Genomic DNA, 25,299 nt, shown 5'->3' with positions numbered 1-25,299 from the left:
GAGGGTCGGCTCGTGACGCAGCAGGTGGGCAAGTACCAGTTGGTTCGCAAGCTCGCCACCGGCGGCATGGCCGAGGTGTTCCTCGCCAAGGCCGCGGGCCCCATGGGCTTCGAGAAGACCCTGGTCCTCAAGCGCATCCTGCCCCACCTGGCCGAGGAGCCCACCTTCGTCCAGATGTTCCTGTCCGAGGCCAAGCTCGCCGCGCGCCTGACGCATCCGCACATCGTGCAGATCTTCGACTTCGGCGAGTCCGAGGGCGCCTACTTCCTGGCCATGGAGTACGTCGACGGTCCCAGCCTGCGCACCCTCATCAAACGCGCGCAGGCCCAGGGCACGTCCTTGCCGCCCACCTTGTGCGCGCGGCTCGTCTCGCATTCCTGTGAGGGGCTGGCCTTCGCCCACGACTTCGTGGACCCCGACACCGGCGAGCGCGAGGGCCTCATCCACCGCGACATCAGCCCGGACAACATCCTGCTGTCCCGGCAGGGCGCGGTGAAGGTCGTGGACTTCGGCATCGCCAAGGCCGCGAGTCAGGGCCACAGGACCCAGAGCGGCGTCATCAAGGGCAAGCTCGCGTACATGCCGCCGGAACAGCTCCGGGCGCGGGACATGGATCGGCGCGTGGACGTGTACGCGCTCGGCGTGGTGCTCTACGAGTTGCTCACGGGCCAGCGGCCGTACAGCTCGGACTCGGACGCCGGGCTGATGCAGGCCATCCTCTTCGAGTCACCCGTCCCCGCGGCCAGCATCCGCCCGGATCTCCCCGAATCGCTTCTGCGCATCCTCGACAAGGCGCTCGCCAAGGACGTCTCGCAGCGCTACCCGGACTGCCATGCCTTCCAGGCGGAGCTCGAGGAGTACATCGTCTCGGTCGGCAAGCCCGTGACGACGCAGTTGGTGGCGCAATTCATCAACCAGACCACGTCGAGCACGGAGCTTCCCGCGCTCCGCGGCCCGGGCGCTCCGAACACGGAGTTCCCCGAGCTGCGGACCACTCCCCTGCCGACGATCGCCACGATCTCGACGCCCCCTCCCGCGACGCCGCCGCCCGTCGAGCCTCCCTTTCTCACCAAGAAGCGCAGCGCCTCCTCGACCACGAACGAGGTGCTGACGGCGAATCTGCGCAGCCCACTCCCCGCCAGGGACGAAGAGCCCAGAACCCTCGTCACGCCTCCGTACCAGGTGCTCGCGTCCCTACCGTCCTCGGCTTCGACACCGCCGACGCGGCCCGCGCCGCCCTCCCGTCCCAGCACCCCCGCGGCCTCCGTTCCGACCGCCCAGATGCGGCTCACGCCCCCGCCCGTCGCGCCCGAGCCTCCGCCGCCCGCCCTTCAGACCACCCAGATGAGGGTCACGCCCCCTCCGCGACCTGGGCCCAGACCGACGCCGCCCCCATTGACGCTGATGCCGGCCGTCTCCCCCGCCCCACCCGCCGCGTCGGCCCCCACTCGCTACGTAGAGCCCGAGGAGCAACGGCCCACCGTGAGCACGCCCACGGTCTTGCCCGCGCCCCCCGGTCCCTCCGCGAGTGCGCCCATCGCGCGGCGCCCCGTCATGTCGGCGGCGGCGAAACCCCGGCCCACGAAGCGGTGGCCCTCGCTGCTGGGGAGCTCGCTGCTCCTGCTGAGTGGCGGGGCGGTGTACTGGAAGCTGAACTCCCAACCGGAGGTTCCGGCGCCTCCCCGCGGCACGGCCGGGAGTCCTCCCGCGATGGCGGTGGCGGAGAAGCCCACCCCGCCCGCCCCGGTCCCCGCCGTCTCCAATCCCGCGCCCGATACGGCCACGCCGTCTCCCGACGCGGGTCCATCGGCGCGGCCGGAAGAAGCCGCCCAGGAGATGGCCCTGGTCCCGGCCCCGGACGCGGAGAAGACCGAGAAGAAGGACGAGCAGGACGCGGGAACCGAGGTCGCCGCCGCGCCCGCCGTCGAGGCACCCGAGCCCGAACCGGTGGAGCAGGAGAAGCCGAACTCTCCGCGGCAACAGCAGCAGGCGCCCGCCAAACCCAAGCGCACCGCGCCGCCGCCCAAGTACGTCCTCAAGGGGACGCTGGAGCTGCGCATCCGGCCCTACGCCACCGTCTTCGTGGACGGACGGAGGCTGGGCGATACCCCCATGGCCCCCCAGGAACTGCCCGTGGGGCGCCATGTCGTGAAGCTCGTCAACACGGATCTGTCCAAGACGTTGACGCGCGAGGTCGACATCAAGGTGGGCCAGACCTTCCAGCTCAAGGAGAACCTGTTCGAGGATTGAGGCAACGGCTCGCCGAACGCGGCGTCAACGCCACTTCCGCGACCAGAAGTCGATCGCGCGCGAGGCATCCACCAACGCCTCACGGGAATCGGCGTCCCGGATCCTCCGGCCCAAGCGGAAGAGCTCCCTGGAGGCGCTCTGACGGCTCGAAGGACTCATCGCGGCGGATTGCTCCTGGAGAAGAAGCATGCGCCGCATGAGCCGCTCACACTCGGCGGCGACCACGACCTGACAGCCAAACAAATCCCGCGGCTCGTCATCGGGAATCGACTCCGCCTCGGCTCCCTCCGGGGGAACGGGCATGGGAATTTCCATATCATCCGGATCGATCTCCGACGCGGCCCGCGGCAACAAGGCCTTCGCCGTGCTCCACGCGGCCTCTTCCGGATAGACGGAGAACTCGCGGGAGGCCTTGCTGATCTCCTGGCTGATGAGCAGTCGTTTGTAGCTCGAATCCGCCAACATCATTCGCTGGTGCAGGTCCGACAGGATGCTGACAATGGAACCGCGAAGCCTGCCGCGCGCGCACAGCATCTGCTCCATCGTGGCGATCCGCCACAACTGCTGGGCTTTCAGGGTCCTGCCCAGCGCATTCACGGGCGAGGAAGAACATGAGGACGTATCCACGACCTCCTTGGGCGCGGCCCGCTGGGGGAGTGGAGCGAGGAGCTGGGCATAGTCTTTTCCGTCCTCCTCCACCAGAGCCGAGGCCACCTGGGCAGATGACTCCAGATCTTGTTTGACCAGCTTCCGGATGGATTCGAGATGCGCCTCGACCTTGGGAGCGACCCGCTCGGGCAGTTTCGCATCGGTATTCAGCATCAAGGCCATCTGAAAGGCATCACCGGCATCGGTCAGCCTCCCCATTTCAAACAACAGGATGCCCTCGTAGAGGTACAAGGTGATGACGTCGCGCGTCGCCAGGGGCCGTTGCCGCGCGAGTTCAATCTGGGCGAAGGCCTCCTCGTACTCGAGCTGTCCATAGAGCCGGCTGATGGCTCCGATGAAGTTGGAGACGTCAACAGTGGCCCGCCCATCCGCCTGAGCGGTGGGAGCCGACGCCCATACGAGCAGCAAGATGACGGGGAGGATTCTCTTGTGGAACATGGCGCGCATGCGATGACTCATCTTCGGAGCGGTGGTTCTCTTCACGCTCAGTAAATGACCGAATCCGCTTCGTGGGTAAATGGTCATTTACAGGACGGCACGATTTCCATGAGGCGAACCAGTCATCCTGGCCTGAACGTCTGGCTTGTGCCACCTGGCTGGTAGGACAGCGAATCCAGACACCACTAGGTATTCAAGGTCTCGGTCTCACCGGCTCAGACTCGCCGTGACTCGCCTCGGGCGATGCCCCTCTGGCACCAAGCGACTGGACGATTCAGTGGCGTGAAGATTCGTGTGCCCAGGCGTCGATATCGCGGCTAGCCGCATCCAACTCCGCAGGCGTCCGAGCCCTCCGAATCCGTCGACCCAGGAGGAAGAGTTCTCTCGTGAAGACAGCCCGGAACTTGGAGTCAAGGGTGAGTGATTGCTCCTGCATGAACAGCAGGCTCCGCATCAGCCGCTCGCACCGGGCGGCGACCGCGAGCTGACACCCGAACACATCCCTCGGCTCGTCCTTGCCCAAGGCAGTGGGTACGAGTCCTGGAGAGACGTCGCTCGGAGTACGGCTCACGCGCTCCGGGGATGCCTTGCTCGAGACACGAGAGACGGATTCCGAGGGATCCACCAACAAGGGAACCTCCGGGTCGTCATGCTCCAACACCGAGAGCTCTCTCGCCACGGAGGCTTTCGCCTGGAGCCAATCGGCGGTAGACGGATAAACCGCTAGAGCGCTGGACAGTTTATCGATGTCCTGACAGATGCGCAGCCGGTCATAACTCGAGGATGCCGTCGCCATCCGGCTCTGCAAATCAGATAACTTCCTGACCATGCTGGCTCGGAGCACCCCTCGTATGCACAGCATCTGTTCCATCGAGGCCAACCGCCATAGCTGTTGGGCTCTCAAGTTCTTGCCCAGCGCCATCACGGGAGAGGGTGGGCACCTCTCCACCGCGGCAACTCCGTTGGTGGACGTGGAAACCTGGTCCTCGCGCATGCGCTGCCGAATGGACTCGAAGTGGTTCTCGACCTTGGGAGCGACCTGTGCCACGGGAAGCTTCGCGTCGAGCCGCAGCGATAAGGCCAACCGGAAAGCCATGCTCGACTCAGGCAGCTTCCCCATGTCATAGAAAATGATTCCCTCGAAGAGGAACAGGACGACCTCGTCACTGACTTTCCGTGAGAGCTGTCGCGCCCGCTGAATCTGCTCGAAAGCCCGTTCGTAATAGAGCTCGTCATAGAGGCGGCCGATCTCTCCGAGGGAACTGGCGATGTCGGCGTTGTTCACGCCCCCCGCATGCGCGGCGCGCGGCGCCATCCAGGCGAGAAGCATCATGACGGGTAGGACGCTCTGACGGAACATGGCACGCACGTGACAATTCACCCGTGTTGGACTGGAGATGTTCGCCCCCAGCAAAGGGCCAATCCCGCTCGCTGGCAATAGTCCGTCGTCTCTCGTGAGTGGGTCCATGGCAGTGGGCCTCGGGTTCCCCCTCTAACAGACGAGGCCTTTCACCGGGCGGGGCTCACGACAAGTCAAACGCCACCTGATATTCATGGACGCTCGGAGTGCGGGCCCACCCTCGCGAACGCCGGGGTGGGAACGCCGGATTCATCGGGAAGGAGGTCAGCTCGTGACGCAGCAGGTGGGCAAGTACCAGTTGGTTCGCAAGCTCGCCACCGGCGGCATGGCCGAGGTGTTCCTCGCCAAGGCCGCGGGCCCCATGGGCTTCGAGAAGACCCTGGTCCTCAAGCGCATCCTGCCCCACCTGGCCGAGGAGCCCACCTTCGTCCAGATGTTCCTGTCCGAGGCCAAGCTCGCCGCGCGCCTGACGCATCCGCACATCGTGCAGATCTTCGACTTCGGCGAGTCCGAGGGCGCCTACTTCCTGGCCATGGAGTACGTCGACGGTCCCAGCCTGCGCACCCTCGTCAAACGCGCGCAGGCCCAGGGCACGTCCTTGCCGCCCACCTTGTGCGCGCGGCTCGTCTCGCATTCCTGTGAGGGGCTGGCCTTCGCCCACGACTTCGTGGACCCCGACACCGGCGAGCGCGAGGGCCTCATCCACCGCGACATCAGCCCGGACAACATCCTGCTGTCCCGGCAGGGCGCGGTGAAGGTCGTGGACTTCGGCATCGCCAAGGCCGCGAGTCAGGGCCACAGGACCCAGAGCGGCGTCATCAAGGGCAAGCTCGCGTACATGCCGCCGGAACAGCTCCGGGCGCGGGACATGGATCGGCGCGTGGACGTGTACGCGCTCGGCGTGGTGCTCTACGAGTTGCTCACGGGCCAGCGGCCGTACAGCTCGGACTCGGACGCCGGGCTGATGCAGGCCATCCTCTTCGAGCCGCCCGTCCCCGCCGTACAACTGCGGCCAGACCTTCCCCCCTCACTGTCGCGCATCCTCGACCAGGCACTCGCCAAGGACGTCTCGCAGCGCTACCCGGACTGCCACGCCCTCCAGGCGGACCTGGAGGACTTCATCGTCGCGGCCGGCCGCTCCGTGACGACGCAGCAGGTGACGCAACTCATCGCCCAGCTCACGTCGAACACGACCTCACCGGAACTCTCGTCCGCGCAATCCATGGTGGGGCCGTTGGATCCGTCTGGCCCGCTCCAGAAGCCCGCGGAACGGCATCGGCTGGTGACGCCGTCCCCCTCCCAAGAGACAGAACCCGAGACCCGTGTCGCGCCATTGACGGGCACCTCTCGGGAGACAGCGGGAGATAAGACCGAGCAGGCCACGCATATGCTCGTGGGCACGCCTCCGGCGAATGTGAAGCCCCGCTCCTCAGGCCGGTGGATTCCCGCCCTGGTGGGTGGCGTTCTGTTCCTGGCGGGCGGAGGCATGCTGCTCTGGCGGATGAGTTCCCCGCCCGAGGCTCCACGGCCCGCCCCCATGGCCGAGCGCCACGAGGAGACACCGCTGGCCCAAGCCGAGCCAACCCTGCCTCCAGCCCCGGTTCCGTCAGCGACCCCCGTGGAGTCCGCCCCGGAGGCGCCCGCTCCAGCGGCACCTGTCGCGGAAGCCCCCACGCCGAAACAACCCTCCCCGCCCGTGGCGGCGATCCTCGGTCCGAAGCGCGAGCCCTCTCGCGCCAAGGCTTCCACCCCGGCTCCGCCCAAGGTCTTGCCCACGGGCACCCTGGAGTTGCGCGTCCGGCCCTACGCCACGGTCATCGTGGATGGGAAGGACATGGGAGACACGCCCATCAAGCCCCTGCGGCTCACCGTGGGGCACCACACCGTGAAGCTCGTCAACCAGACCCTTTCCAAGACAGCAACACGAGGAGTCACAGTGCGCGCCGAGGAAACCACCCTGCTCAAGGTCAATCTCCTGGCGGAGTGAGCCGGCCGCTCAATTCCACTTCTGCGACCAGGCATCGGCGGAGAGCGAGGCCTGCTCCAGTTCCGAGGGGACCACGGCCTCGCGAACCCGCTGACCCAGGCGGAAAAGTTCCTTCGCAGCCCTGGCCTTCCGCTCGGCATCCAAGCCCTGCATCTGGTTCTGGAGTTGCAGCAGCCGCATCATGAGCCGTTCGCACTCATCCGCCACCGCCGCCCGACAGCCGAACAGATTCGAGGGGTCCGTGGAGGGCGACTCGTCCACTTCCGGCTCGGCGGGGGCCTCGGGCAGGGGACGCTCCGGATCCTCCCCCACGGCCTCCCACATGTCCTCGGGCGCGGAGTCCTTCGCCTGCGTCCAGGTGGCGTTGGTGGGGAACACGGACAACTGGGTGGCGATCCGATCGATGACCTGGCTGATGCGCACCCGCTCGGCGTGCTCGGTCGCCTGCCCCATCTGGATCGTCAGGGACGACAAGGCGCTGGCCACCGGGCCTCGCAGGGCGCCGCGCCTGCACAGCATCCGTTCCATCGACTCCAGACGCCACAGCTGCTGCGCCCTCAGGTTCCTGCCCGTGGCCTGGATGGGCGAGACCGAGCACTCCACTCCAGGAGACGCGGACCGGGCGCCGTCCGGTTGCGCTGGCTCCCGGGCCAACCGCCGGGCCGTCTCGAAATGCGCTTCCACCTTGGGGGCGACCTGCTCGGGCAGCTTCGCGTCGGGCCGGAGCAGCAACGCCATCTGGAAGGCATCTCCCGAGTCCTCGACCCTGCCCATCTCGAACAGGATGATGCCCTCGTAGAGGAACAGGACCACCAGTTCGTGCGTTCCCAGCGGGTTCTGACGCGCGGCCTGGATTTGAGAGAAAGCCGCCTCGTACTCGAGCAGTCCATACAACCGGCTGATCATGCCGACCATGGACCTGAAGTCGACGGGCGCGGGCTCCTGTGCGTGCGCGGAGAAGGACGGCATCCAGGCGAGGAGGACAAGGACGGAGAGGACTCTCAGGCGGAGCATGGCACGCACGGGGCGACTCATCTTCGGAGCGGGGGAGTGCTTCACCCGGAGTAGAAAACCAAAACCTCACCGAGGGCAAAGAGTCATTCACCTGACGACACGTCTTTTCGTGTCGTACCCGCTCACTCTTCAAGCCTGTTCCTTCCTACCTGGAAGAACAGACATTTCAGCTGACACCTGATATTCAGGGTCTTGGCCCTGTTTGAGTGAGGTCAGGTCGTGACGGAGCAGTTGGGCAAGTACCAGTTGGTTCGCAAGCTCGCCACCGGCGGCATGGCCGAGGTGTTCCTCGCCAAGGCCGCGGGCCCCATGGGCTTCGAGAAGACCCTGGTCCTCAAGCGCATCCTGCCCCACCTGGCCGAGCTGCCCACCTTCGTGGACATGTTCCTCGCCGAGGCCAAGCTCGCCGCCCGCCTGACGCACTCGCACATCGCGCAGATCTTCGACTTCGGTGAGTCCGAGGGCGCCTACTTCCTGGCCATGGAGTACATCGACGGGCCCAGCCTGCGCACGCTCATCAAGCGCGCCGCGACACATGGGCTCGCCCCACCCCCCGCGGTGTGCGCGCGGCTCATCTCGCACGCCTGCGAGGGGCTGGCCTTCGCCCATGACTTCGCGGACCCCAACACCGGCGAGCCCCTGGGCCTCATCCACCGCGACATCAGTCCCGACAACATCCTGCTGTCGCGCCAGGGCGAGGTGAAGGTCGTGGACTTCGGCATCGCCAAGGCCGCCGGGCAGAGCCACCGCACCGAGACGGGCGCCCTCAAGGGCAAGCTGCCGTACATGGCACCCGAGCAGGTGCGCTCGGGGCCCCTGGATCGGCGCGTGGACGTGTACGCGCTCGGCGTGGTGCTCTATGAGCTGCTGACGGCCCGCAAGCCGTTCATCGCGGGCTCGGACGCCGAGCTGATGCGGGCCATCCTCCAACAGGAGCCCGTGCCCGCGACGCAGCTGCGGCCGGACATCCCCGAGCCCCTGCAGGACATCCTCGACCGCGCGCTCGCCAAGGATCGAGACCAGCGCTATCCGGACTGCGCCTCCTTCCAGGCGGACCTGGAGGACTTCATCCTCTCGGTGGGACGGCCCGTGACCACCCAGTACGTGGCCCAGTTCATCACCCACACGCTCTCGGGCACCGAGTGCCCCACGCCCACGCCCCACTCGGGCTCGGGGCGCAGCAGGCCCAGTCATTCGTCCACGCCCTCCCGGGCCGCCTCGCGCCGTCCCAAGGTCGATCCCAACGACGAGACGCAGCCCAACCCGGAAGAGGCTCCCAGGGGAGAGGAGCCCAAGACCCAGGCCACCCCGCCTCCCGTGACGTCGGCCCGGCCCCCGAGGCGCTGGGGGCTGCCACTCCTGGGTGGCGTGCTGCTGCTCTCGGCCATGGCCATCGCGGGCTGGCGGGCGAGCCTTCCGATCGCGGCCCCGCCTCCCGCGCCCATCCCCGCCATCGCCCAGGCCCCCGCCCCTCCTCCCAGCCCCGAACCCGCCGAGACTCCGCCAGAGGAAGAATCCGGCACGGACCCCCAGGCCGCGAGCCCCGAGAACGCCCCCACCCCGAAGCCCAAACGCACCGTGGCCTCGCGCCCCGTGCTCAAGGGCTCGCTCGAGCTGCGCATCGTCCCCTACGCCACCGTCTTCGTGGATGGCCGGCGCCTCGGGGAGACCCCCATGGGCCCCGCGCTGCTGCCCGCCGGACACCACACCGTGAAGCTCGTCAACGCGAAGCTCTCCAAGGTGGTGACGCGCACCATCGAGGTCAAACCCGCGCAGTCCACCGTGCTCAAGGTCAACCTCCAGGAGGAGTGAGCCCCCATGCTCGAGCTGCGCGTCTGCATCGATGTCGAGGACCTGGAACGAGCCCTCGCCTTCTACACCGCGGCCCTGGGCTTGAAGCCGGGACGGAGCAAGGGCAACGACTGGGCGGAACTGCTCGGAGCCACCTCCCCCATCGACCTGCTCGCCAACCCCGCCGGAAGCACGCCCGCCCCGGGCACCTCCGCCGTGCGCGACTACCGCCGACACTGGACGCCCATCCACCTGGACTTCACCGTCACCGACCTGGAGGCCGCCGTCCAGCGAGCCCAGGCGGCGGGAGCCACCCTGGAGCGCGGCATCCAGGAACGGCCCTGGGGCCGCATGGCCCACCTGGCGGACCCCTTCGGCCATGGGCTGTGCCTGCTCGAGTTCCACGGCCAGGGCTACGACGCGCTCGCCGACTCCTGAGCCGAGCCACCGAGCCCCACCCCGTGAATCCCCGCGGGTCCCCGGCGCGGAGCCATGGAAGACTGCGCCCATGTTGTCCGCGCTCCCCCGTCTCTCCCCGCCGCTGCTGTTGACGCTCCTGCTGTCCCTCTCCGCCGGGGCCGCGCCCCCTCGCAAGGCGCCACGCTTCCCGGAGCGCGAGCCCGACGCGGCCCGCGTGGAGCGCGTGCTCCAATCCCTGTCGCTCCGGGAGAAGGTGGGGCAGTTGCTCCTGGCCTACCCCCAGGTGGGAAAGGAGACGCCCGTGGAGGTGGGCGGCGTGCTGTTCGTGGGCGGCACCCTGCGCAAGCTCGACGCGGCCCGGGAGCGCATCCACTCGTCGCGCGAGCGCGCCCGGGTCCCCCCCTTCTTCGCGGTGGACATCGAGGGTGGCGGATTCAACCGGCTCCAGCGCCACGCCTCGCTCAAGACACTGCCCTCCGCGCGGGAACTGGCCGCCATGGAGGACGCCGAGGTGGAGACCTGGGGCGGACGCGTGGGCAAGGCGATGCTCGACGTGGGGCTCAACATGAACCTGGCGCCGGTGTTCGATGTGGCGTCCTCGGGGCACATGTTCCGCAACGGCCGCGCCTTCTCCGGGGACCCGGCGCTCGTCCAACGCAAGGCCACCGCCTTCGCCCGGGGCCTGGCGCGCGCGGGCGTGGCCGCCATCGGCAAGCACTTCCCGGGCTATGGCGACCTGGACGCGGACTCGGACCACGTGCGCGCGCTCGCGGACTGGAGCCAGGAGCGCGTGCGCCAGGAGGCCTCGGCATTCCGGGCCGCGGATCGCTTCCTCGGGGGCGTGATGATGTCGAACATCGTCTACACGAAGTTCGGCCCGGCCCCCGCCATCCTGGAGCCCTCGCTCGTGGCGCTCGCGCACGAGGGCGGCGGCATCGCGGTGACGGACGACGTGGCCATCGCCGCGCTCGCCGAGCACCTGGGCACCGCGCGCGAGGAAGTGGTGCGGCGCGCCTTCCTCGCGGGCAACGATCTCATCCTCACCACCGAGCCCCCGGACTGGTCCGGCGGCCTGGACTACTTCGGCATCCTCACCACGCTGGCCCAGTCGGATCCAAAGCACCTGGAGCAGCTGGACGCGGCGGTGCGGCGGGTGCTGCGGCTCAAGGACCGCATGGGACTGCTGGACGGCTGGACGGAGTAGGCACTCCGCGCGGGAAAGAATCCGAACGAGGCCGGGTGGGGGGAACGCGCCCGGCCTCGTCGCGGAGCGCACGCCTACGGCAGGGGCGTGCGGCTGGATTGAATGGCGGTCAGGAGCGCTTCGCGCAGGTGGCTCGCCTGCTGGACCTGGAGGAACTGGCCCTCGCCCGCCAGGGCGATGCTGCGCAGCATGGGGCTGTTCGAGCCCAGGCTGACAACGGACGTGCGCAGCTTCTGGTTCCCGGGAAGGTCCGTGCGCAGGTCCGTATGCGCCAGGAAGAAGGCCACGTCATCCATGAAGTTCTTGTTCGTGCTCGCCAACCCCGTGGGCCAGTTGTAGTCCGTGTAGTCGCAGGCCTCCTTCGTGGTGCCGAACAGGTGGCAGTAATTGACACCGCCGGGAGTGGGGTTCGTCTCGGGGCTGGAGGGCTCGAAGGTGAGCGGCAGACCACTCGGGTGGAGTGCCCCGTTCGCCTTGAGGATGTCCATCATCTTGGTGATGGGCACCGTGTTGTCATTGTACGGACGGCCATCGGTCAGCACGATGACGGAGCTGGCCTGCGTGCTGGAGCACATCAGACGCTCATTGGGATCCCAGGACTCCCAGGGTTGACCGGGCAGGTACACCCCCGCGACGGACTTGGGCCCCTTGACCCACTCGTCACTCACCACGCCCCAGAAGAGGCCTTGATTGCCCGTGTACGGGTTGTCATAGGTGCCGCCGTTGCAGCAGCCCGGCCAGCCGAAGGCGCCTGGATTCAAGGGTTGCTTGAACCAGTTGGTCCAAAGGCTGTCCTTTATTTCCGAGGACATGTAGCCGCCCAGACCGAACAGGGCCTCGCCGATGGGGCGCTCTGGAGCACGAAAATTCGCCTGGTTGACGGCCCTCTTCAGCGCGAGCTTGTCGGCGGCATCGAATGTGAAATTCGGAGTGGCCTTGTCACAGTCGGGCAGCGGCCGGGAATGGACTACCGGCGGATCATACCAGCCATGATCGACACCGAAGGTGGCCACCCCCAGGCGCGCTCGCGGTGACGAGTCGATGAGGTCCTTGAGCGCCTTGCGGGCGATCACGAACTTGGGCGGACGCAGATTGAGCACGCCTCCCTTGACGACCCACTTACGCAAAGCCTCGGTGGGCAGGGGCGGTGCGTCCAAGGCACGCGTGGGGCCTCCCAATGAAACAGACGTCTTGGCGGACACCAACGGTCCGCGCCACCACCCCTTGGTGGCCAGACACCGCTCGCATTCATCCATGACTGGCGAGTAGAAATACTCCGCACCCCAGCCTACGACCTGGTAGCAGATGTTGGTCGTCAACGGTTCGCTCGTCAGGGACGTGAAGTGCATGAGCGAGTACGGACCCTCCGCCCCGCCCCACGCGAGGCGCCGGCCCCGCGAGTGATAGAACCGCGTCGCGTCGAAGAACTGGGAGTCCAGGCCATCGGAGTCGTAGGGGATGGAGCCGTTCTTCGCGGGATCCGCGCTGCCCTTGTCGAACCAGCTCATCGCCGCGACGAGCGCCGGATCCGAGCAGCCCGTGTTGAGGAAGTGTCCGCCGGGCCCGTCTCCGCCCAGGTCTCCCGGACGGGAACTCGACGGGGGAGAGAAGCCCGGAGTGAAGGCCTCGGGCAGGTACTCGGGGAAGTCCTGCATGGACTCGCTGCTGTCCACCAGGACGAGGATGTTGGGGGGCACCTCCTGCGCCAGGCTTGCCGAGGGGAGCCATCCCGCCGCGATCAGGCCCAGAAACGAGGACAACCTCTTCGAATGAGCACCACCGTGCATAGGTTCGTGTCTCCTGAACGCCTCACGAACGACGCCGGGGGACGTCGTCACCGCTTCCACACCACGGCCGGGATTCGCCGCGGACGGAAGACCAGTACAGGCATTGTCCAGGAAACGCAGTGAGCCGCCTCACAGAAACGGTGTGAGGCGCTTCACTCGAAGTCAGCGCTTCTCGAGTTCCTCGGGGTGGAAGACGCGCGAGGCCACGCGGTCGAGGACTTCGTCCCCCCACACGACACTCGCCGCGCCCAGGCGCTTCATGTCCCGGGCGAAGGCCTTGCCCTCGGGCACCACGGTGTAGGTCCGGCTGAGATAGAGCCCGCGGTTCTCCCGCTCGTAGTCCACCTCGCCGCCTCCCGCGTCGGTGCCCTCGCGGGCCTCGGCCTGGAAGCCCTCGAGCACCCCCGGCTTGGGCGGCTCGCTGAACTTGTACACGAGCGCGCTGCACTCCAGCGCCCGCTGCTCCTCGTGGTACTCGAAGTACACCTGGGAGCCGCCCGCGGCGATGCCGCCAAAGCCCTGGGCGTTGAGCCCCGGGCTGAGCACGGCGCCCTGCGAGCGCACATACCAGCGCACCAGCTCCCCGGCGGTCTCACGCGTCAGGGGGCCACCACTCGGGGGCGGTGGCGGCCCGAGCCCCACCGCGGACATCAACCACTGGAGCATGGTGCGCGCTCTCCTCGACTCAGACTACTTGGCGGCGCGGGCCTGGTCGAAGGGCAGGCGCTGCGGCAGGTAGGCCTCGGCGAGCGAGTGCGCGCCGTTGATGCCCGAGCCGAAGTCGAAGCGGCGGATGACGGCGCCCTTGCCACCGTCGCGCGCCCACTCGTCCACGCCCTTGCCGTTGCCCTGGCCGAACCAGGTGGGGACGATGTCCTTGTTGTTCACGTAGTGCACGTACTGGGGGCCGTCCGGGAAGTGGGCCGCGGCGCCACCGAAGGTCTCCACCTTCAGGCCGCTCATCTTCTTCTCCACCTCCGCCTTGCTCAGCCCGTCTTCGATGCGCAGCCGCTTGGCCACGTCATTGAGCGCGCGGCTGGTGATGAGCGCGCCCTGGCTGTGCGCCACCAGGTGCACGTCCCGGCCCGCCTTGAGCTCGTTGTAGACGGTGTCCGCGAGCGTATCCACGGCCGGGTTCTTGCCCTTGTCCAGCTTGTCCGTCACGCACTGCGCCAGGTCGGACACGATGCCCTCGGTGGCGTTGTGGATGCCCACGACCTTGGCACCCGTGCGGTCGGCGATCTGCTGCATGCTGTTGAACTGGGTGTCCTTGTCGTTCTGGATGCCGTTGACGTAGACGAACGTCTCGGTGGGGTTGGGGTTGTTGCGCGGGGTGACGCCCGGCACCTGGCTCAGCGGCGTGCCCGCGGGGTACGTCTGGCCGCCCGCGCCCACCATCACGCCGTCATAGACCTTGTCCGACTTGCCGAAGAGCTTGTTCACCGCACCGCGCACCTTCGACGCGGCGCTCTCGAAGCCGTCCGTGATGACGTTGCCCTTGTGCGCGGCGGCCGCCGGCGCGCTCTGCTGGGGCGCCACGGTCTGGGCGGTCTTCTCCACGGGCGAGGGGGTCCCCGTGCGCACGGTGTTCGGGGAGGAGTTACGGATGGTGGTCATGGGGGGCTCCGCGAGGTCGGGAATCGGAAAAGGAAAACTTTGAAGGATTGTCGCACGAAGTGGGATGAAGTTGCGTCCCCCCACCCTGATTCTCTCTAGGTGAGGGGTGCACCACTCGGGGAGCACGTTGAAGCCGCGATTTCGGGGGGGCTAGGCTCGAAGGATGAGCCTGGTGGACCGTTTCAGCTTCTTCGACCCCGAGGTGATGCAGGACCCCTACCCCTATTACGCGGAGTTGCGTGAGCGGGCACCCCTGCTGTGGAACGCCCCCCTCCAGGCCTACATCGTCACGCGCCACGAGGACGTGGCCCATGTCCTCAAGAACCCCGCCCTGTTCTCCTCCGCGAGCCTGCGGTTGGCCGGCCAGCCCATCGACGTGGTCGGCACCATCCTGGGCCGCCCCTCCGTGCCCGCGCTCGTCAACACGGATCCCCCCCTGCACACGCGCATGCGCTCCATCGTGAGCCGCACCTTCACCCCCAAGCGGATCTCCGCGCTCGAGCCCCGCGTGCGCGAGCTGTCCCAGAAGCTCGTCGCGGAGATGACCGCCCAGGAGGAGTTCGACTTCATGGAGGGGCTGGCCACGCCCCTGCCCGTCATCATCATCGCGGAGATGCTTGGCATCGAGCCCGCGCGCCGCCGCGACTTCAAGCGCTGGAGCGACACGCTCATCTCCCTCGCCTCCGCCGCCGGTCCCGGTCCGGAGTTCAGGCGTGATGGCCAGGAGATGCACGCGTACATGACGCGCATCGCCGAGGAGCGCCGGCTCGCGCCCCAGGAGGACCTCATCTCCCTGCTCGTCCAGGGCGGCGAGGGCCAGACGCTCTCCGCCGAGGAGGTCAACGCCTTCGCCCTGCTGCTCATGCTCGCCGGCAACGAGACCACCACCAATCTGCTCGGCAACGCGATGCACGCGCTGCTGAGCCACCCCGAGCAGTTCGACTGGCTCAGGAAGAACCCCTCGGGCTGCGGCGCCGCCATCGAGGAGGCGCTGCGCTATGAGTCGCCCGTGGTGTCCGTGATGCGCCGCACCCTGCGCGAGGTGGAGCTGAGCGGCGGCAAGGTGCCCGCCGACAGCATGCTGATGCTGGTGCTGTCCTCGGCCAACCGCGACCCGCGCAAGTTCCCGGACCCGGACCGCTTCGACATCCAGCGCGACGCCCAGGGGGTGATGTCCTTCGGCCACGGCATTCACTTCTGCCTCGGCGCGCCCCTGGCCCGGCTCGAGGCCCCCACCGCCCTCGGGGAGCTGATCGCGCGGGCCCCCCGGCTGCGTTTCGCCCCGCGCCAGCCCCTCCGGCCCGAATACCCGCCCTCGTTCGGCGTCCGCGCCCTCAAGACGCTCTGGCTCCGCCGCGAGTAGCCCCGAAGCGGGCTCACTTCGAGGGCAGCACCTCGATGCGCGTCACCGGATTGTCCCGGGCATACAGGTTCGCGGAAGTCTTCACGCGCATCCCCTTCTCGAGGCTCTCGAGGGTCGTGGGGCGGCCCGCGCGGAACACCTCCACGTCGTTGGAGAGCGTCAGCGTGTGGGAGCCGCCCCCGTCCTCGTCGAGCACGAGCCGCTGCGCGGACACCGAGCGCACCCGGCCCGTGTGCAGGACGTTGGCCAGGGCGTAACCCGACTCGTTGTCATCGGCCCCCGAGGCGCCGCTCGCGCTCCCACTCCCCCCCGTGTCCGAGGGGGAGCCCACGCCCGAAGCCCCTTGGGGAGCCTCGGCGTTGGGATTGCCCACGGCCGAGGAGCCCTCGGTGCCACCGCCGCCCACGCCCGGCTGGGACGCGGAGGCCGGCTGCTGACCCGACTGGGCCTGGGCGAGTTGCGTGCGCATCCGCGCGAGTTGCTGCTGGAGCTGGGCCACCTGGGTACGCAACCGCGCGATCTCCAGGCGTTGCTGGGCCTCGGTCATCTGCGCCGACGGCTGCGTGTTGGTGTCCTGCCCCCCACCCTGCGGCTGGGTCTCGGCCACGCCACCGCTCACCGACCCGTCCGTCGTGCCCGACACCCGCGAGCCCTGGGAGATGTCCTCCCCCGACGCCCCTCCCGGGTAGGCAGGCGGAGACGTGGACTGCGCCTGGCCCTGTTCCGCGCCCAGCACGACGACCATTCCCACCGCCGCGGCCCCCAGGCCCATCCAGGTGTGTTTTCTCATGAGACCTCGCTCCTTCCCGTTTGTTCGTGGGGACCGCGCACCGGGAACTACCGTTGAGAGCCGCGAGACAGCACGATGATGTCGCGCGCGAGCTCCTCGCCATCGACGTACGCGAACGACGTGCGCACCTGCGCTCCCTCGGAGAGCTGCTTCACCGGAATGCGGTTGCGCGCCGAGCCTCGGAACACCCGGGTTTGATCGTCGATCCGCAGCCGGGACACCGTCCCATCCGTGCTGTCCACGACCTCGACATACTGGGGCGTGACGTCGCGCACCCGTCCGTCGAACTCCACGGTGATGGCCGGAATGGGCGCGGCGTTGTCGCTCGGCGCCGGAGCGGCCGTGCCCGGAGTCGTGCCCATGTTTTGCGCTGGGGCCGCTGGGGCCGCTGGGGCCGTCGTGCTCGGTGCCGGGCCCGCGCCGCCCGTGCCACGCAGCGCCGAGACCTCGCGCTCCAGCGCTCCCACGCGCTGGTTCAGGTTGTTGAGGTCCGCTCCCTGCCCGGCACTCGGGGTGGCGCTAGCGGCCGGAGTCCCCGTGTCCACCGGCGCCTCGGGCGCGCCACGATAGGTGGGGCCGGAGCCCGCGCCGCCCGTGCCCGCGCCGCCCGTGCCGAAGGACGTGTTGCCCTGCGCGGCGGGATCCTGCAACGGAATCCCATTGAGCCCGGGGATGCCCGGGAAGAGGGCTCCGCCCGCGGGTTGACCCGTCGTCCCGAAGGCCGAGGTCGTCCCGGCCGAGTCCTGCCCTTGCTCAATGCTGGCCGCCCCCGAGGGTCCCGCCGCGGGCTGCTGCGCCTGGGGGGCGCGCACTCCCGCTCCCGTGGCCGGCTGCGCCAGGGCCAGCGGGGCAGTCCCCACCAAGGCCAGCGCCATCCATATGGCTCCGCGCATGTCTTTCTCCTGGTGATGAGTCCTTTGCTGGGCAAAGGTGGGAATCGTTCCCGGCGGGACACACCCGGGGGGGTGCCAAGGCCCGCCCGCCCGGCCGCCCTCGGACCCGGCGGCCCCGGGTTTGACGCCCGAGCCCGGAATGAATGAGAAAGAACGCTGAAACTCGGGACGGGTTCATGTCACTCCGGCGCGTGGCCCACCTCTTCGCCGTCCGAATGACCCTCGCGGGGGATTCCGCCCAGGAGCGCGACGGCGAGCGCCGTCTGCTCATGCGCGCGCGGGGAGGTGACTCGACCGCCTTCCGGACCCTCTTCGAGCGGCATGCCCCCGCCGTGTGGCGCTTCTCCCGGGACCTGTTCCAGGACGAGGCCGCCGCGGACGAGGCCACCCAGGAGACCTTCGTCCGGGCGCACGGGAAGCTCGCGGCCCTGCGCGATGACACGCGCTTCGTCTCATGGCTGTTGGGCATCGCGCGCCACGTCCACCTGGAATCGCTCCGGGGCCGGGCGGCGCACCTGGACGTGGCCTCCGAGGAGAACGAGTCCCTGTTGGAGGCCGCGCTGCCCTCGCCCACGCCCGAGGCGCTGCTGCTGGACCGCGAGCTGGAGGGACTGCTCGCCGAGGCCCTGGGAAGTCTCCGCGAGGAGCGCCGGGCGGCACTGCTGCTGAGAATCGACCATGGGCTGGCCTACGAGGACATCGCCCAGGTCATGGGCTGGTCCCTGCCCAAGGTGAAGAACGAGATCCACCGGGCCCGGTTGCAGTTGCGCGAGCGGCTCGCCGGGCATGTGGGAAGTACAGGAGGTCGGCCATGAGTCCCCCGTGCCGTGAATCGGACCTGGACGCGCTGCTCGCCCAGGAGCTGTCCGAGGCGGACGCCCTGCGCGTGAGCGAGCACGCCACACACTGTGACACCTGCCGTCGCGCGCTGGAGTGGTTGCGCCTGGAGCGCGGCTGGATGGCCCAACGGGCGCGGCGGCAACCCTCGCGGCGGGCGCTGGACTATGGCGCGCTGGAGGCCCGGCTGCGCCCCGCCCCGGCGCGCCGGAGCCCCTGGGAGTGGCGGGGTCTGGGGCTCGCGGCGGTGGCGGCGGGGCTCGTCATGGTGATGCTCAGCGGCGGGCCCCCGGCGCACTCCCCCTCCTTCAGCGAGGAGCCCTGGGGAGAAGGGCTCATGTCCATGGCGCGGGTGGAGGTGTGCCAGGACCCGAGCCTCGAGGCGGCGGCGCGCATGGAGGCCCAGGTGGGGGCGTGCCTGGTGGCCTCGCCCTCCCGGCCGCCCCGGTGAGGACCCGGACGGGGTGGTCTACGGAACCCACTTCTGGGCCAGTTCCACCGCGTCCTTGGCCTGCACGAGCCCGTAGCCGAAGACATTGTTGCGGCCAGTCCCGTTCTGCTCGCCCAGGTGCTTCGCCGAGTTCTCGAGGATCTCCTTCACCTGCTTGTTGGTGAGCGAGGGGCGGGCGCTCCACACGAGCGCGGCGACGCCGGCCACATGGGGAGTGGCCATGGAGGTACCGGTGCTCAGCGCGTAGTCACTGCCCCGGATGCCCACGCGCACCTTCGAGCCCACCAGTCCCTTGAAGGTGGGCACGAGCGTGGTGGGGATGGCCGTCACCGGAGGCCAGGTGGCCGCCGAGCCCAGCGTGAAGGCCAGCGTCGCGTCATCCTTGGGATCGTTGTTGCCGACGATGACGGCGCGCGCGCCCTGGGAGCGCACGTTCTTCACCTTGTCGCTGAACCGGATGTCACCCCCGCGGTCCACGTAGGCGACGAAGCCATCGCAGGTGGCGGCGGCGTCCGCCGTGCACGAGCGCAGCCCATCCCCCACTCCACAGTCGACGAGCGTGCCCTCGTACTCCTCGAAGGGCACGAAGTCGAAGGAGGACGAGTTGTAGAAGGTGTCCCCGGCCGACAGGCTCGCGTACGGCGAGCGGCCCTGGGGATAGGTGGAGTAGATGTTCACGCCGGGGGCCACGAGGTCCAGGTAATCACCGCCCTGGGAGAACTCGGGGTGCTTGAGCTCGCTGTCCACCGCGCCCACGGCCACCACGGACTCGTAGGCGCCCGGGTAGATGCGGGAGGTCTCGGTGGCGGTCGCCCCCCCGTTGCCACTGGCGGCGAAGGACAGCATTCCCTCCGCGAAGTACCGCTGGAAGAGGGCTTCCTCGGCGTCGTCCCTGTCGGGCGAGCCGAGCGACAACGAGGCGATGTGCGCGTGCACTTCCTCATGGCACCACTTGAGCGCGGCCATGACGTCCGTGGTCCGGCCGCCGCCCGAGGTGTCGAGCACGCGCGCCACGTACAGCTCCGCGCCAGGAGCCACGCCCACCATGCCCTCCGGGCTCAGGCTGGCGTCGTTGGGGTTCACCGTGCCGTGCAGGCCGAGCTGCGCCACGATGGTGCCCGCCACGTGGGTGCCGTGCCCACCGCCCCAGTTGCCGTCCGCGTCCTTGTCCTCGGGATTGTCATCCCCGTCGATGAAGTCCTTGCCCGCGACATAGGCGGCCATCAGCTCGGGGTGGCGCACGTCCATGCCACTGTCGATGACGCACACGCGGATGCCCGAGCCATTGGGCGCGCCGGGCTTGAGCACGCCCTGGTTGTCCGGATCCCAGACCTCCTGGGCCCGCGTCATCTTCACGCCGTAGGTGTACTCGGAGGTGCTCCCCAGGGGACTGGGCGTGGTGGCCGCCGACGTCACGAACGCACCGCTGGCCATGTCCATCGCGCGCACCACGCGGTCCGGAGACACGGAGAGCACCTCGGGATCGGCCGCGAGCCGGGCCTGGGCCTCGGGCGTGAGCGACAGCGCCAGGGTGTCCAGCTCGGGCCAGTGGTACTTCACGCGCGCGCCCAGGGACTTCACCTTGTCCTCGCGCTGGCGGAGCGCGGCGGCGGTGCGCATGCCCGCCTTGGAACGGAAACGGACGATGACCGGCTGCGCGCCCTCGGCGACTGTGTCCGTGCCGCTCGACGCGACGGGCACGAGGTCCAAGCGCGCGGAAGCCCGGTTCGCCAGGGCCTTCGGCTCTTCGGACGCATCCCGTACGACGAGGTCCGGGCATACCGGCTGTTCCTGCTGCACGAGATCCGTCGGAGGATCCTTCACGCACGCGCCCATACCCAGCAGGCTCAACAGCACCAGTCGTCTCACGGGACGTCTCCTTGTACCCCGTCCAGGGGGGATGACAGCCGCCCGGGACGAAACCCTGGCGGAGGACAGAGCGCTGACGAACCCATGGCTCCGACGCGCTCATTCCCGGATATCCACGTTAGGCTGTCCGCCTACCGGGCGATAGACACTCGGAGGCGATTGCCCCCGGCGCAGTCCAGGAACCAGCACCTTCACGCCGGATCGATGCCGAACAGCCGCTCCACGTGGCGCGAATAGTCGGCGAGCTGCCGCTCGATGTCCTCGGGGCTCCAGCCCAACAGGGGCGCGATGTCGGCGGCGGCCACCCGGGCGGCGGCGCGGCCCAGGTCCCGCGTCTCGAAGGCCACCTTGAGGCGGCGCACGAGCAGGTCATCCAGCGTGTGGACGAACTCGTGGGTGACGCCGTGGAGGGCTTCGGCCCGCACATAGGGCAGGCCCGGAGCGAGCGGTTCGGCCAGCTCGGGCCGCTCGCGGGTGAGCTCCCAGACGAGGCGCCAGCGGCGGCCATAGGCGCGCACCAGATGACGCGCGACGTCCTGGCGGCCCACCTCGGCCTTCGCGGCGGCCACCTCGTCGTCGAACGAGGAGAACTCGCCGCCGGGCAGGGGCAGGGAGCCGGTGAGGGCCTTCTGGTGGGGCACGGCCAGGGCCTTCTCGATGGCGTTCACCATGTCGCTGGCCATGACGCGGTAGGTGGTGAGCTTGCCGCCGGAGATGGCGAGCACGCCCGAGGGGCTGGCGTGGATGGCGTGCTCGCGGCTGGCGCTGTTGGCGTCGCCCCCGCCCGAGTAGGCGCTGGCCACGAGCGGACGGATGCCGGCCCAGGCGCTGACGACGTCCTCGCGCACGAGCCGGGCGTCGGGGAAGAAGCCATTGGCCGAAGCGAGCAGGTAGTCCACGTCGGACACGCTGGCGCGCACCTCGGAGGGGTGGGCGTGGGTGACGGTCTCCGTGGTGCCGATGATGGTGTGGTGCTCGGCGGGGAGGATGAACATCACGCGGCCGTCCACGCCGGAGAGCACCGTGAGGGCGGTGTCATCGGGCGTGGGCAGGCGCGCGCGGGGCACGGCGATGTGCACGCCCTTGGAGCCACGCACCGCGGGGGCGTTGTCCTTCGAGTCGAGCTTGCGGATCTCATCGCTCCAGGGGCCGGTGGCGCTGACGACCACGCGGGCGCGCACGTTGAGCTCCCGGCCGGTGAGCGCGTCGACCACCGTGGCGCCCTTCGCCCGGCCCTCCTCGATGACGAGCCCGCTCACGGAGGCGTGGTTGAGCAGGGTGGCACCCGCCTCGGAGGCAGAGAGCGCGTTGGCGAGCGTGAGCCGGGCATCATCGGTGGCGGCGTCGTAGTAGCGGGCACCGCCCGTGAGCTCCTCGGTGCGCAGGCCGGGAATCTCCTCGCGCACGCGCTGGGCGCTGAGCGCGCGGGAGCCGCGCACATTGCGGAAGAGCGCCAGGGCGTCATAGAGCTTGAGGCCCACGGCGAGCTTCCAGCGAGGCAGGCGGGCGCCCTTGTAGGTGGGCCACACGAAGGCGAGCGGCCGCACGAGGTGGGGCGCGAGCCGCAGCAGCCGGTAGCGCTCGATGCTGGACTCGAAGACGAGCCCCAGGTGTCCGTGCTCCAGGTAGCGCACGCCACCGTGCACGAGGCGCGAGGAGCGGCTGGAGGTGCCCGAGGCGAAGTCCTCCCGCTCGACGAGGGCCACGCGCAGGCCGCGCAGGGCGGCGTCGCGGGCGATGCCGCAGCCGGTGACGCCTCCGCCGATGACGAGGACATCGAAGACCTGGGACGACAGGGCGTTCAGGCGCTCGGCACGCGAGGCGGGCTTCTGGGGAGCGGGCAGGGAGGCGAGGGCCTGGGCGCCGCGGGCGGAGAAAGCAGGGGCCTGGGCGGTGAGGGAGGCGGCGGAGTCGGAACGCACGACGGGAGTCTAACGGCGAGTCGCGGCCGGTGGCAGTGAGAACGGAACGCGGCGCGTCACACGGGGAACGGTGGACGAACACCTTCCGGGCACGGGAGGCCGGGGAGTGTTGGCCAGTGGCTGTCGAGGGGTGCTGGGAACGCCCGCCGTGCATACCTCCCACCAGAGGGAGCCTGAGTGTGGAGGTGGTGCGTGAAGACAGTGACGTACGAGCGCAGCGGGAGGACGAATACGGGGGCTCAGGCGGTGAGGATCGAGCGCCTGCGCCACCTGCGCGTGCTGGAGCAGGGCGAGACGGTGGTGGAGCGGGCGTTGACGTACGATGAGCGGGAGTACCTGGGACCACTGGTGGAGGAAGCCGAGCGGCAACCCGCCCCGGCCGTGGTGGTGCCCGCCCCGGGAGGCCCGGACACGCTGGCGGTGACCCTGGCCTTCGAGGACGAGGAGTCGCCCCGGGTGAGGGTGGCGATGCGCCCGGGACGCCCCGCCCGGGACATGGGCACGCCCTACGACACGCTCATGGGGGTGCTGGACACCCTGTTGACGAAGGAACTGCACGCGCGCTCGCCGCGGCACGCCCACGCGGTGCTGCCCCACGAACTGCGGCAGGAGGAGTAGTCCCGCGACGGATCGTCACACCGCGACGGGGGAGACCCCCTCCGTCCGGGGCCGGGCGGGCGGCGCGAGCGGAAGTGACACGGTGAAGGTGGCGCCCTGACCGGGCTGGCTCCGCACGCGGATGTCCCCGCCGAGCGAGTCGACGATCTGCTTGCAGATCCACAGACCGAGCCCGAAGCCGCCGTAATGGCGCTCGGAGACGGCGCGCTCGAAGCGTTGGAAGATGCGAGCCTGATCCTCGGGACCGATGCCAATGCCATGGTCGCGCACGGTGAGATGGGCGACGGCACCTTCCTGGTGGACGGCGAGTTCCACGGGGTGGGAGGCGCCGTATTTGATGGCGTTGGAGAGGAGGTTGGTGACGACCTGCTCGAGCCGCAGCCTGTCCCAATGTCCGACGATGGGAGGACTGGGCGCGAGGTGGAGGGTGCAGCCGGCGCCCACGGCATCGGCCTCGGCGCGAGCGACGACGTCCCGGAGGAGCGCGGCGACGTCCACGGTCTCGGGCTCGAGCGCGAGCCGATCGGCGCGGATGCGCGAGACGTCGAGCAGGGTATTGACGAGCTTGTGGAGCCGTTCGGCGGGCCGGCGGGTGGCCTCGATGCGCTGGCGAGCCGGGTGGGGACGTCCCTGGGCATCGGTCTCGGGAAGCGAGCGCCACAACAGTTGGAGCTGGAGCTGGAGCGAGGTCAGGGGCGTCTTGAGCTCGTGCGAGGCCACGGAGAGGAAGTCATCGCGGATCTGGAGGGCCTTCTGGAGATCCGCGGTGAGCGTCTCCATCTCGCGGCGGACGAGCACCTGTTCGGTGACCTCGGCGCACACCCCCATGATCCCAAGGATGTCGCCCTCGACGCCGCGCCAGGGCTGCAAGGTGAAATCGAAGTACTTCACCTCGGGGTGGCCGGTGCCGGAGTAGTCGGCGAGCAGGGGCACCTCATGACCCACGAAGGGCATACCGGTGCGGAAGACCTCGTCGAGCAGGTGGAGATCCAACCCGGAGACGGTGTCGCGCACGGCATGACCGGGACGCAGATGATCGCCCACGAGGGTGCGGCACAGGGGATTGACGAGCTCGACGATGTGCTCGGCGCCGCGGGTGAGACAGATGGCGACGGGGGCCTGGAGGAAGAGGGTTTCCAGCCGTTTGCGTTGGGCCTCGACCTGCAGGTGGGCGTCGTGCTCACGGGCGAGGAGCTGGGCGCGCTCCTGCTCCTCGCGGAAGCGGGCGGAGATGTCGCGAAAGACGACGAGGCTGCCACATGGACCGCCCGGGAACTCCGCGAGCGGGATGGCGACATGCTCGACGGAAAGCTCGGCGCCGGAGCGTGAGCGCAGGAGGACGAGGTGGCCTCCGGAAATGGAGCGTGCCTCGTCATCCGAGCAGAGGTGGGGCGGGACGGGCTCCTGGGTAGAGGGGTCCACGAGCGACAGCACGCGCGCGAGGGGCTGGCCCAGCGCTTCGGAGATGGACCAACCGGTGAGGGAAACGGCCACGGGGTTGATGAAGCGCACGAGCCCCTGGGAGTCGGTGGAGATGACGGCCTCGCCGATGGTGCGCAGGGTGAGGGAGAGCACATGACGCTCGCGCTGAGCGGCCTGGAGGGAGGTGCGCACATGGCGGGCGGCCCAGGAGATGGGCACGGCGAGGCCCGCGAAGAACACCCCAGAGATGAGGGCGGACGACGGGACGAGCGGTTCGCCGGAGAAGACGAGGGGAAGGACGATCGAAGCGGCGGTGGCGAGGAGCGCGGGTCCGAGCCCGCCCCACCAGGCGGAGCCGAGGACGGCCGCGAGGAGGAGGAAGGACGGAGAGGAGGCGAGTCCACGAGGGAAGGAAGAATCGACGAGGAACGCCAGGCCGGTGACGAGCAGGGCGAGACCCCCCTGGAGCGCAGCGGGGCCAAGACGCGATGCACGAGGGTGACGGGAAGAAAGGACCATGGCGCGAGCCCGGCTGGGAAGACCGCGACGCTCCGGGTAGAGCGCGAAAAGTCTACCTGTCCGCCCGAGCACTCGACC

20 protein-coding genes are annotated in these 25,299 nt (G+C 69.2%); 9 read left to right on the top strand and 11 right to left on the bottom strand.

Translation table 11 applies throughout. The features are described from left to right. The first annotated feature begins 12 nt into the window (after positions 1 to 12). Positions 13 to 2,250 (top strand): serine/threonine protein kinase, encoded by a 2,238-nt coding sequence (locus tag MEBOL_RS18600; RefSeq protein WP_095978697.1) that lies wholly within the window; start codon positions 13 to 15, stop codon positions 2,248 to 2,250. Between the two features lie 24 nt (positions 2,251 to 2,274). Here MEBOL_RS18600 and MEBOL_RS18595 read toward each other — a convergent pair whose 3' ends face one another. Then, complete coding sequence (locus tag MEBOL_RS18595) at positions 2,275 to 3,366, bottom strand: hypothetical protein (protein ID WP_095978696.1); 1,092 nt, start codon at positions 3,364 to 3,366, stop codon at positions 2,275 to 2,277. 265 nt (positions 3,367 to 3,631) lie between these two features. After that, on the bottom strand, positions 3,632 to 4,642 hold the full coding sequence (locus tag MEBOL_RS18590) for a hypothetical protein (protein WP_170115538.1): 1,011 nt from the start codon (positions 4,640 to 4,642) through the stop codon (positions 3,632 to 3,634). Between the two features lie 400 nt (positions 4,643 to 5,042). Here MEBOL_RS18590 and MEBOL_RS18585 point away from each other — a divergent pair, with 400 nt between their 5' ends. Then, positions 5,043 to 6,704, top strand: a complete 1,662-nt coding sequence (locus tag MEBOL_RS18585; RefSeq protein WP_245920099.1) for a protein kinase domain-containing protein — start codon at positions 5,043 to 5,045, stop codon at positions 6,702 to 6,704. A gap of 9 nt (positions 6,705 to 6,713) precedes the next feature. Here MEBOL_RS18585 and MEBOL_RS18580 read toward each other — a convergent pair whose 3' ends face one another. Further along, positions 6,714 to 7,727, bottom strand: coding sequence for a hypothetical protein (locus MEBOL_RS18580; RefSeq protein WP_157775185.1), 1,014 nt, complete (start codon positions 7,725 to 7,727; stop codon positions 6,714 to 6,716). 210 nt (positions 7,728 to 7,937) lie between these two features. Between MEBOL_RS18580 and MEBOL_RS18575 the strand changes: the two genes are divergently transcribed. The 3 genes from MEBOL_RS18575 (at position 7,938) to MEBOL_RS18565 (ending at position 11,133) form a co-directional block, all read left to right on the top strand. Further along, complete coding sequence (locus MEBOL_RS18575) at positions 7,938 to 9,530, top strand: serine/threonine protein kinase (protein ID WP_095978692.1); 1,593 nt, start codon at positions 7,938 to 7,940, stop codon at positions 9,528 to 9,530. A 6-nt stretch (positions 9,531 to 9,536) separates the two neighbouring features. Next, positions 9,537 to 9,947 (top strand): VOC family protein, encoded by a 411-nt coding sequence (locus MEBOL_RS18570; RefSeq protein WP_095978691.1) that lies wholly within the window; start codon positions 9,537 to 9,539, stop codon positions 9,945 to 9,947. A 70-nt stretch (positions 9,948 to 10,017) separates the two neighbouring features. Continuing rightward, the gene (locus tag MEBOL_RS18565) at positions 10,018 to 11,133 is read left to right on the top strand and encodes a glycoside hydrolase family 3 N-terminal domain-containing protein (RefSeq protein ID WP_245919883.1); all 1,116 of its coding nucleotides are present in this window, start codon (positions 10,018 to 10,020) and stop codon (positions 11,131 to 11,133) included. 74 nt (positions 11,134 to 11,207) lie between these two features. Here MEBOL_RS18565 and MEBOL_RS18560 read toward each other — a convergent pair whose 3' ends face one another. From MEBOL_RS18560 to MEBOL_RS18550, 3 genes are all read right to left on the bottom strand, one after another. Continuing rightward, positions 11,208 to 12,893, bottom strand: coding sequence for a hypothetical protein (locus MEBOL_RS18560; protein WP_157775182.1), 1,686 nt, complete (start codon positions 12,891 to 12,893; stop codon positions 11,208 to 11,210). A gap of 189 nt (positions 12,894 to 13,082) precedes the next feature. Continuing rightward, positions 13,083 to 13,586, bottom strand: coding sequence for a hypothetical protein (locus tag MEBOL_RS18555; protein WP_095978689.1), 504 nt, complete (start codon positions 13,584 to 13,586; stop codon positions 13,083 to 13,085). Between the two features lie 24 nt (positions 13,587 to 13,610). Then, positions 13,611 to 14,537: a hypothetical protein gene (locus MEBOL_RS18550; RefSeq protein WP_095978688.1), complete on the bottom strand. Its 927-nt coding sequence runs from the start codon at positions 14,535 to 14,537 to the stop codon at positions 13,611 to 13,613. A gap of 163 nt (positions 14,538 to 14,700) precedes the next feature. Between MEBOL_RS18550 and MEBOL_RS18545 the strand changes: the two genes are divergently transcribed. Next, a complete protein-coding gene (locus MEBOL_RS18545; RefSeq protein ID WP_095978687.1) occupies positions 14,701 to 15,900 on the top strand; it encodes a cytochrome P450 in 1,200 nt (399 codons plus the stop codon). A 13-nt stretch (positions 15,901 to 15,913) separates the two neighbouring features. On the opposite strand, the gene MEBOL_RS18540 is transcribed toward MEBOL_RS18545, so the two are convergent. Both MEBOL_RS18540 and MEBOL_RS18535 read right to left on the bottom strand, forming a co-directional pair. Further along, positions 15,914 to 16,690, bottom strand: coding sequence for a hypothetical protein (locus tag MEBOL_RS18540; RefSeq protein ID WP_157775179.1), 777 nt, complete (start codon positions 16,688 to 16,690; stop codon positions 15,914 to 15,916). Positions 16,691 to 16,737: 47 nt separating this feature from the next. Continuing rightward, the gene (locus MEBOL_RS18535) at positions 16,738 to 17,583 is read right to left on the bottom strand and encodes a hypothetical protein (protein ID WP_157775176.1); all 846 of its coding nucleotides are present in this window, start codon (positions 17,581 to 17,583) and stop codon (positions 16,738 to 16,740) included. A gap of 176 nt (positions 17,584 to 17,759) precedes the next feature. Between MEBOL_RS18535 and MEBOL_RS18530 the strand changes: the two genes are divergently transcribed. Next, on the top strand, positions 17,760 to 18,398 hold the full coding sequence (locus MEBOL_RS18530; protein WP_245919881.1) for an RNA polymerase sigma factor: 639 nt from the start codon (positions 17,760 to 17,762) through the stop codon (positions 18,396 to 18,398). Further along, the gene (locus MEBOL_RS18525) at positions 18,395 to 18,871 is read left to right on the top strand and encodes an anti-sigma factor family protein (RefSeq protein WP_095978684.1); all 477 of its coding nucleotides are present in this window, start codon (positions 18,395 to 18,397) and stop codon (positions 18,869 to 18,871) included. The genes MEBOL_RS18530 and MEBOL_RS18525 overlap by 4 nt, the downstream gene beginning before the upstream one ends. Positions 18,872 to 18,889: 18 nt before the next feature. Here MEBOL_RS18525 and MEBOL_RS43685 read toward each other — a convergent pair whose 3' ends face one another. Beyond that, complete coding sequence (locus tag MEBOL_RS43685; RefSeq protein WP_095978683.1) at positions 18,890 to 20,740, bottom strand: S8 family serine peptidase; 1,851 nt, start codon at positions 20,738 to 20,740, stop codon at positions 18,890 to 18,892. A 191-nt stretch (positions 20,741 to 20,931) separates the two neighbouring features. Next, positions 20,932 to 22,584 (bottom strand): glycerol-3-phosphate dehydrogenase, encoded by a 1,653-nt coding sequence (gene glpD, locus MEBOL_RS18515; RefSeq protein WP_342747795.1) that lies wholly within the window; start codon positions 22,582 to 22,584, stop codon positions 20,932 to 20,934. Positions 22,585 to 22,854: 270 nt separating this feature from the next. On the opposite strand from glpD, the gene MEBOL_RS43680 reads away from it, so the two are divergent. After that, positions 22,855 to 23,280 carry a hypothetical protein gene (locus tag MEBOL_RS43680; protein WP_095978681.1) on the top strand — a complete coding sequence of 142 codons (426 nt, stop codon included), beginning with the start codon at positions 22,855 to 22,857 and terminating at the stop codon, positions 23,278 to 23,280. A 15-nt stretch (positions 23,281 to 23,295) separates the two neighbouring features. On the opposite strand, the gene MEBOL_RS18505 is transcribed toward MEBOL_RS43680, so the two are convergent. Next, positions 23,296 to 25,221 carry a sensor histidine kinase gene (locus MEBOL_RS18505; protein WP_170115537.1) on the bottom strand — a complete coding sequence of 642 codons (1,926 nt, stop codon included), beginning with the start codon at positions 25,219 to 25,221 and terminating at the stop codon, positions 23,296 to 23,298. Positions 25,222 to 25,299 lie beyond the last annotated feature (78 nt).

The organism is Melittangium boletus DSM 14713 (assembly GCF_002305855.1).
In the GTDB taxonomy this organism is placed as follows: Bacteria; Myxococcota; Myxococcia; order Myxococcales; family Myxococcaceae; genus Cystobacter; species Cystobacter boletus.
This window is presented reverse-complemented; position numbering and strand designations above follow the sequence as displayed.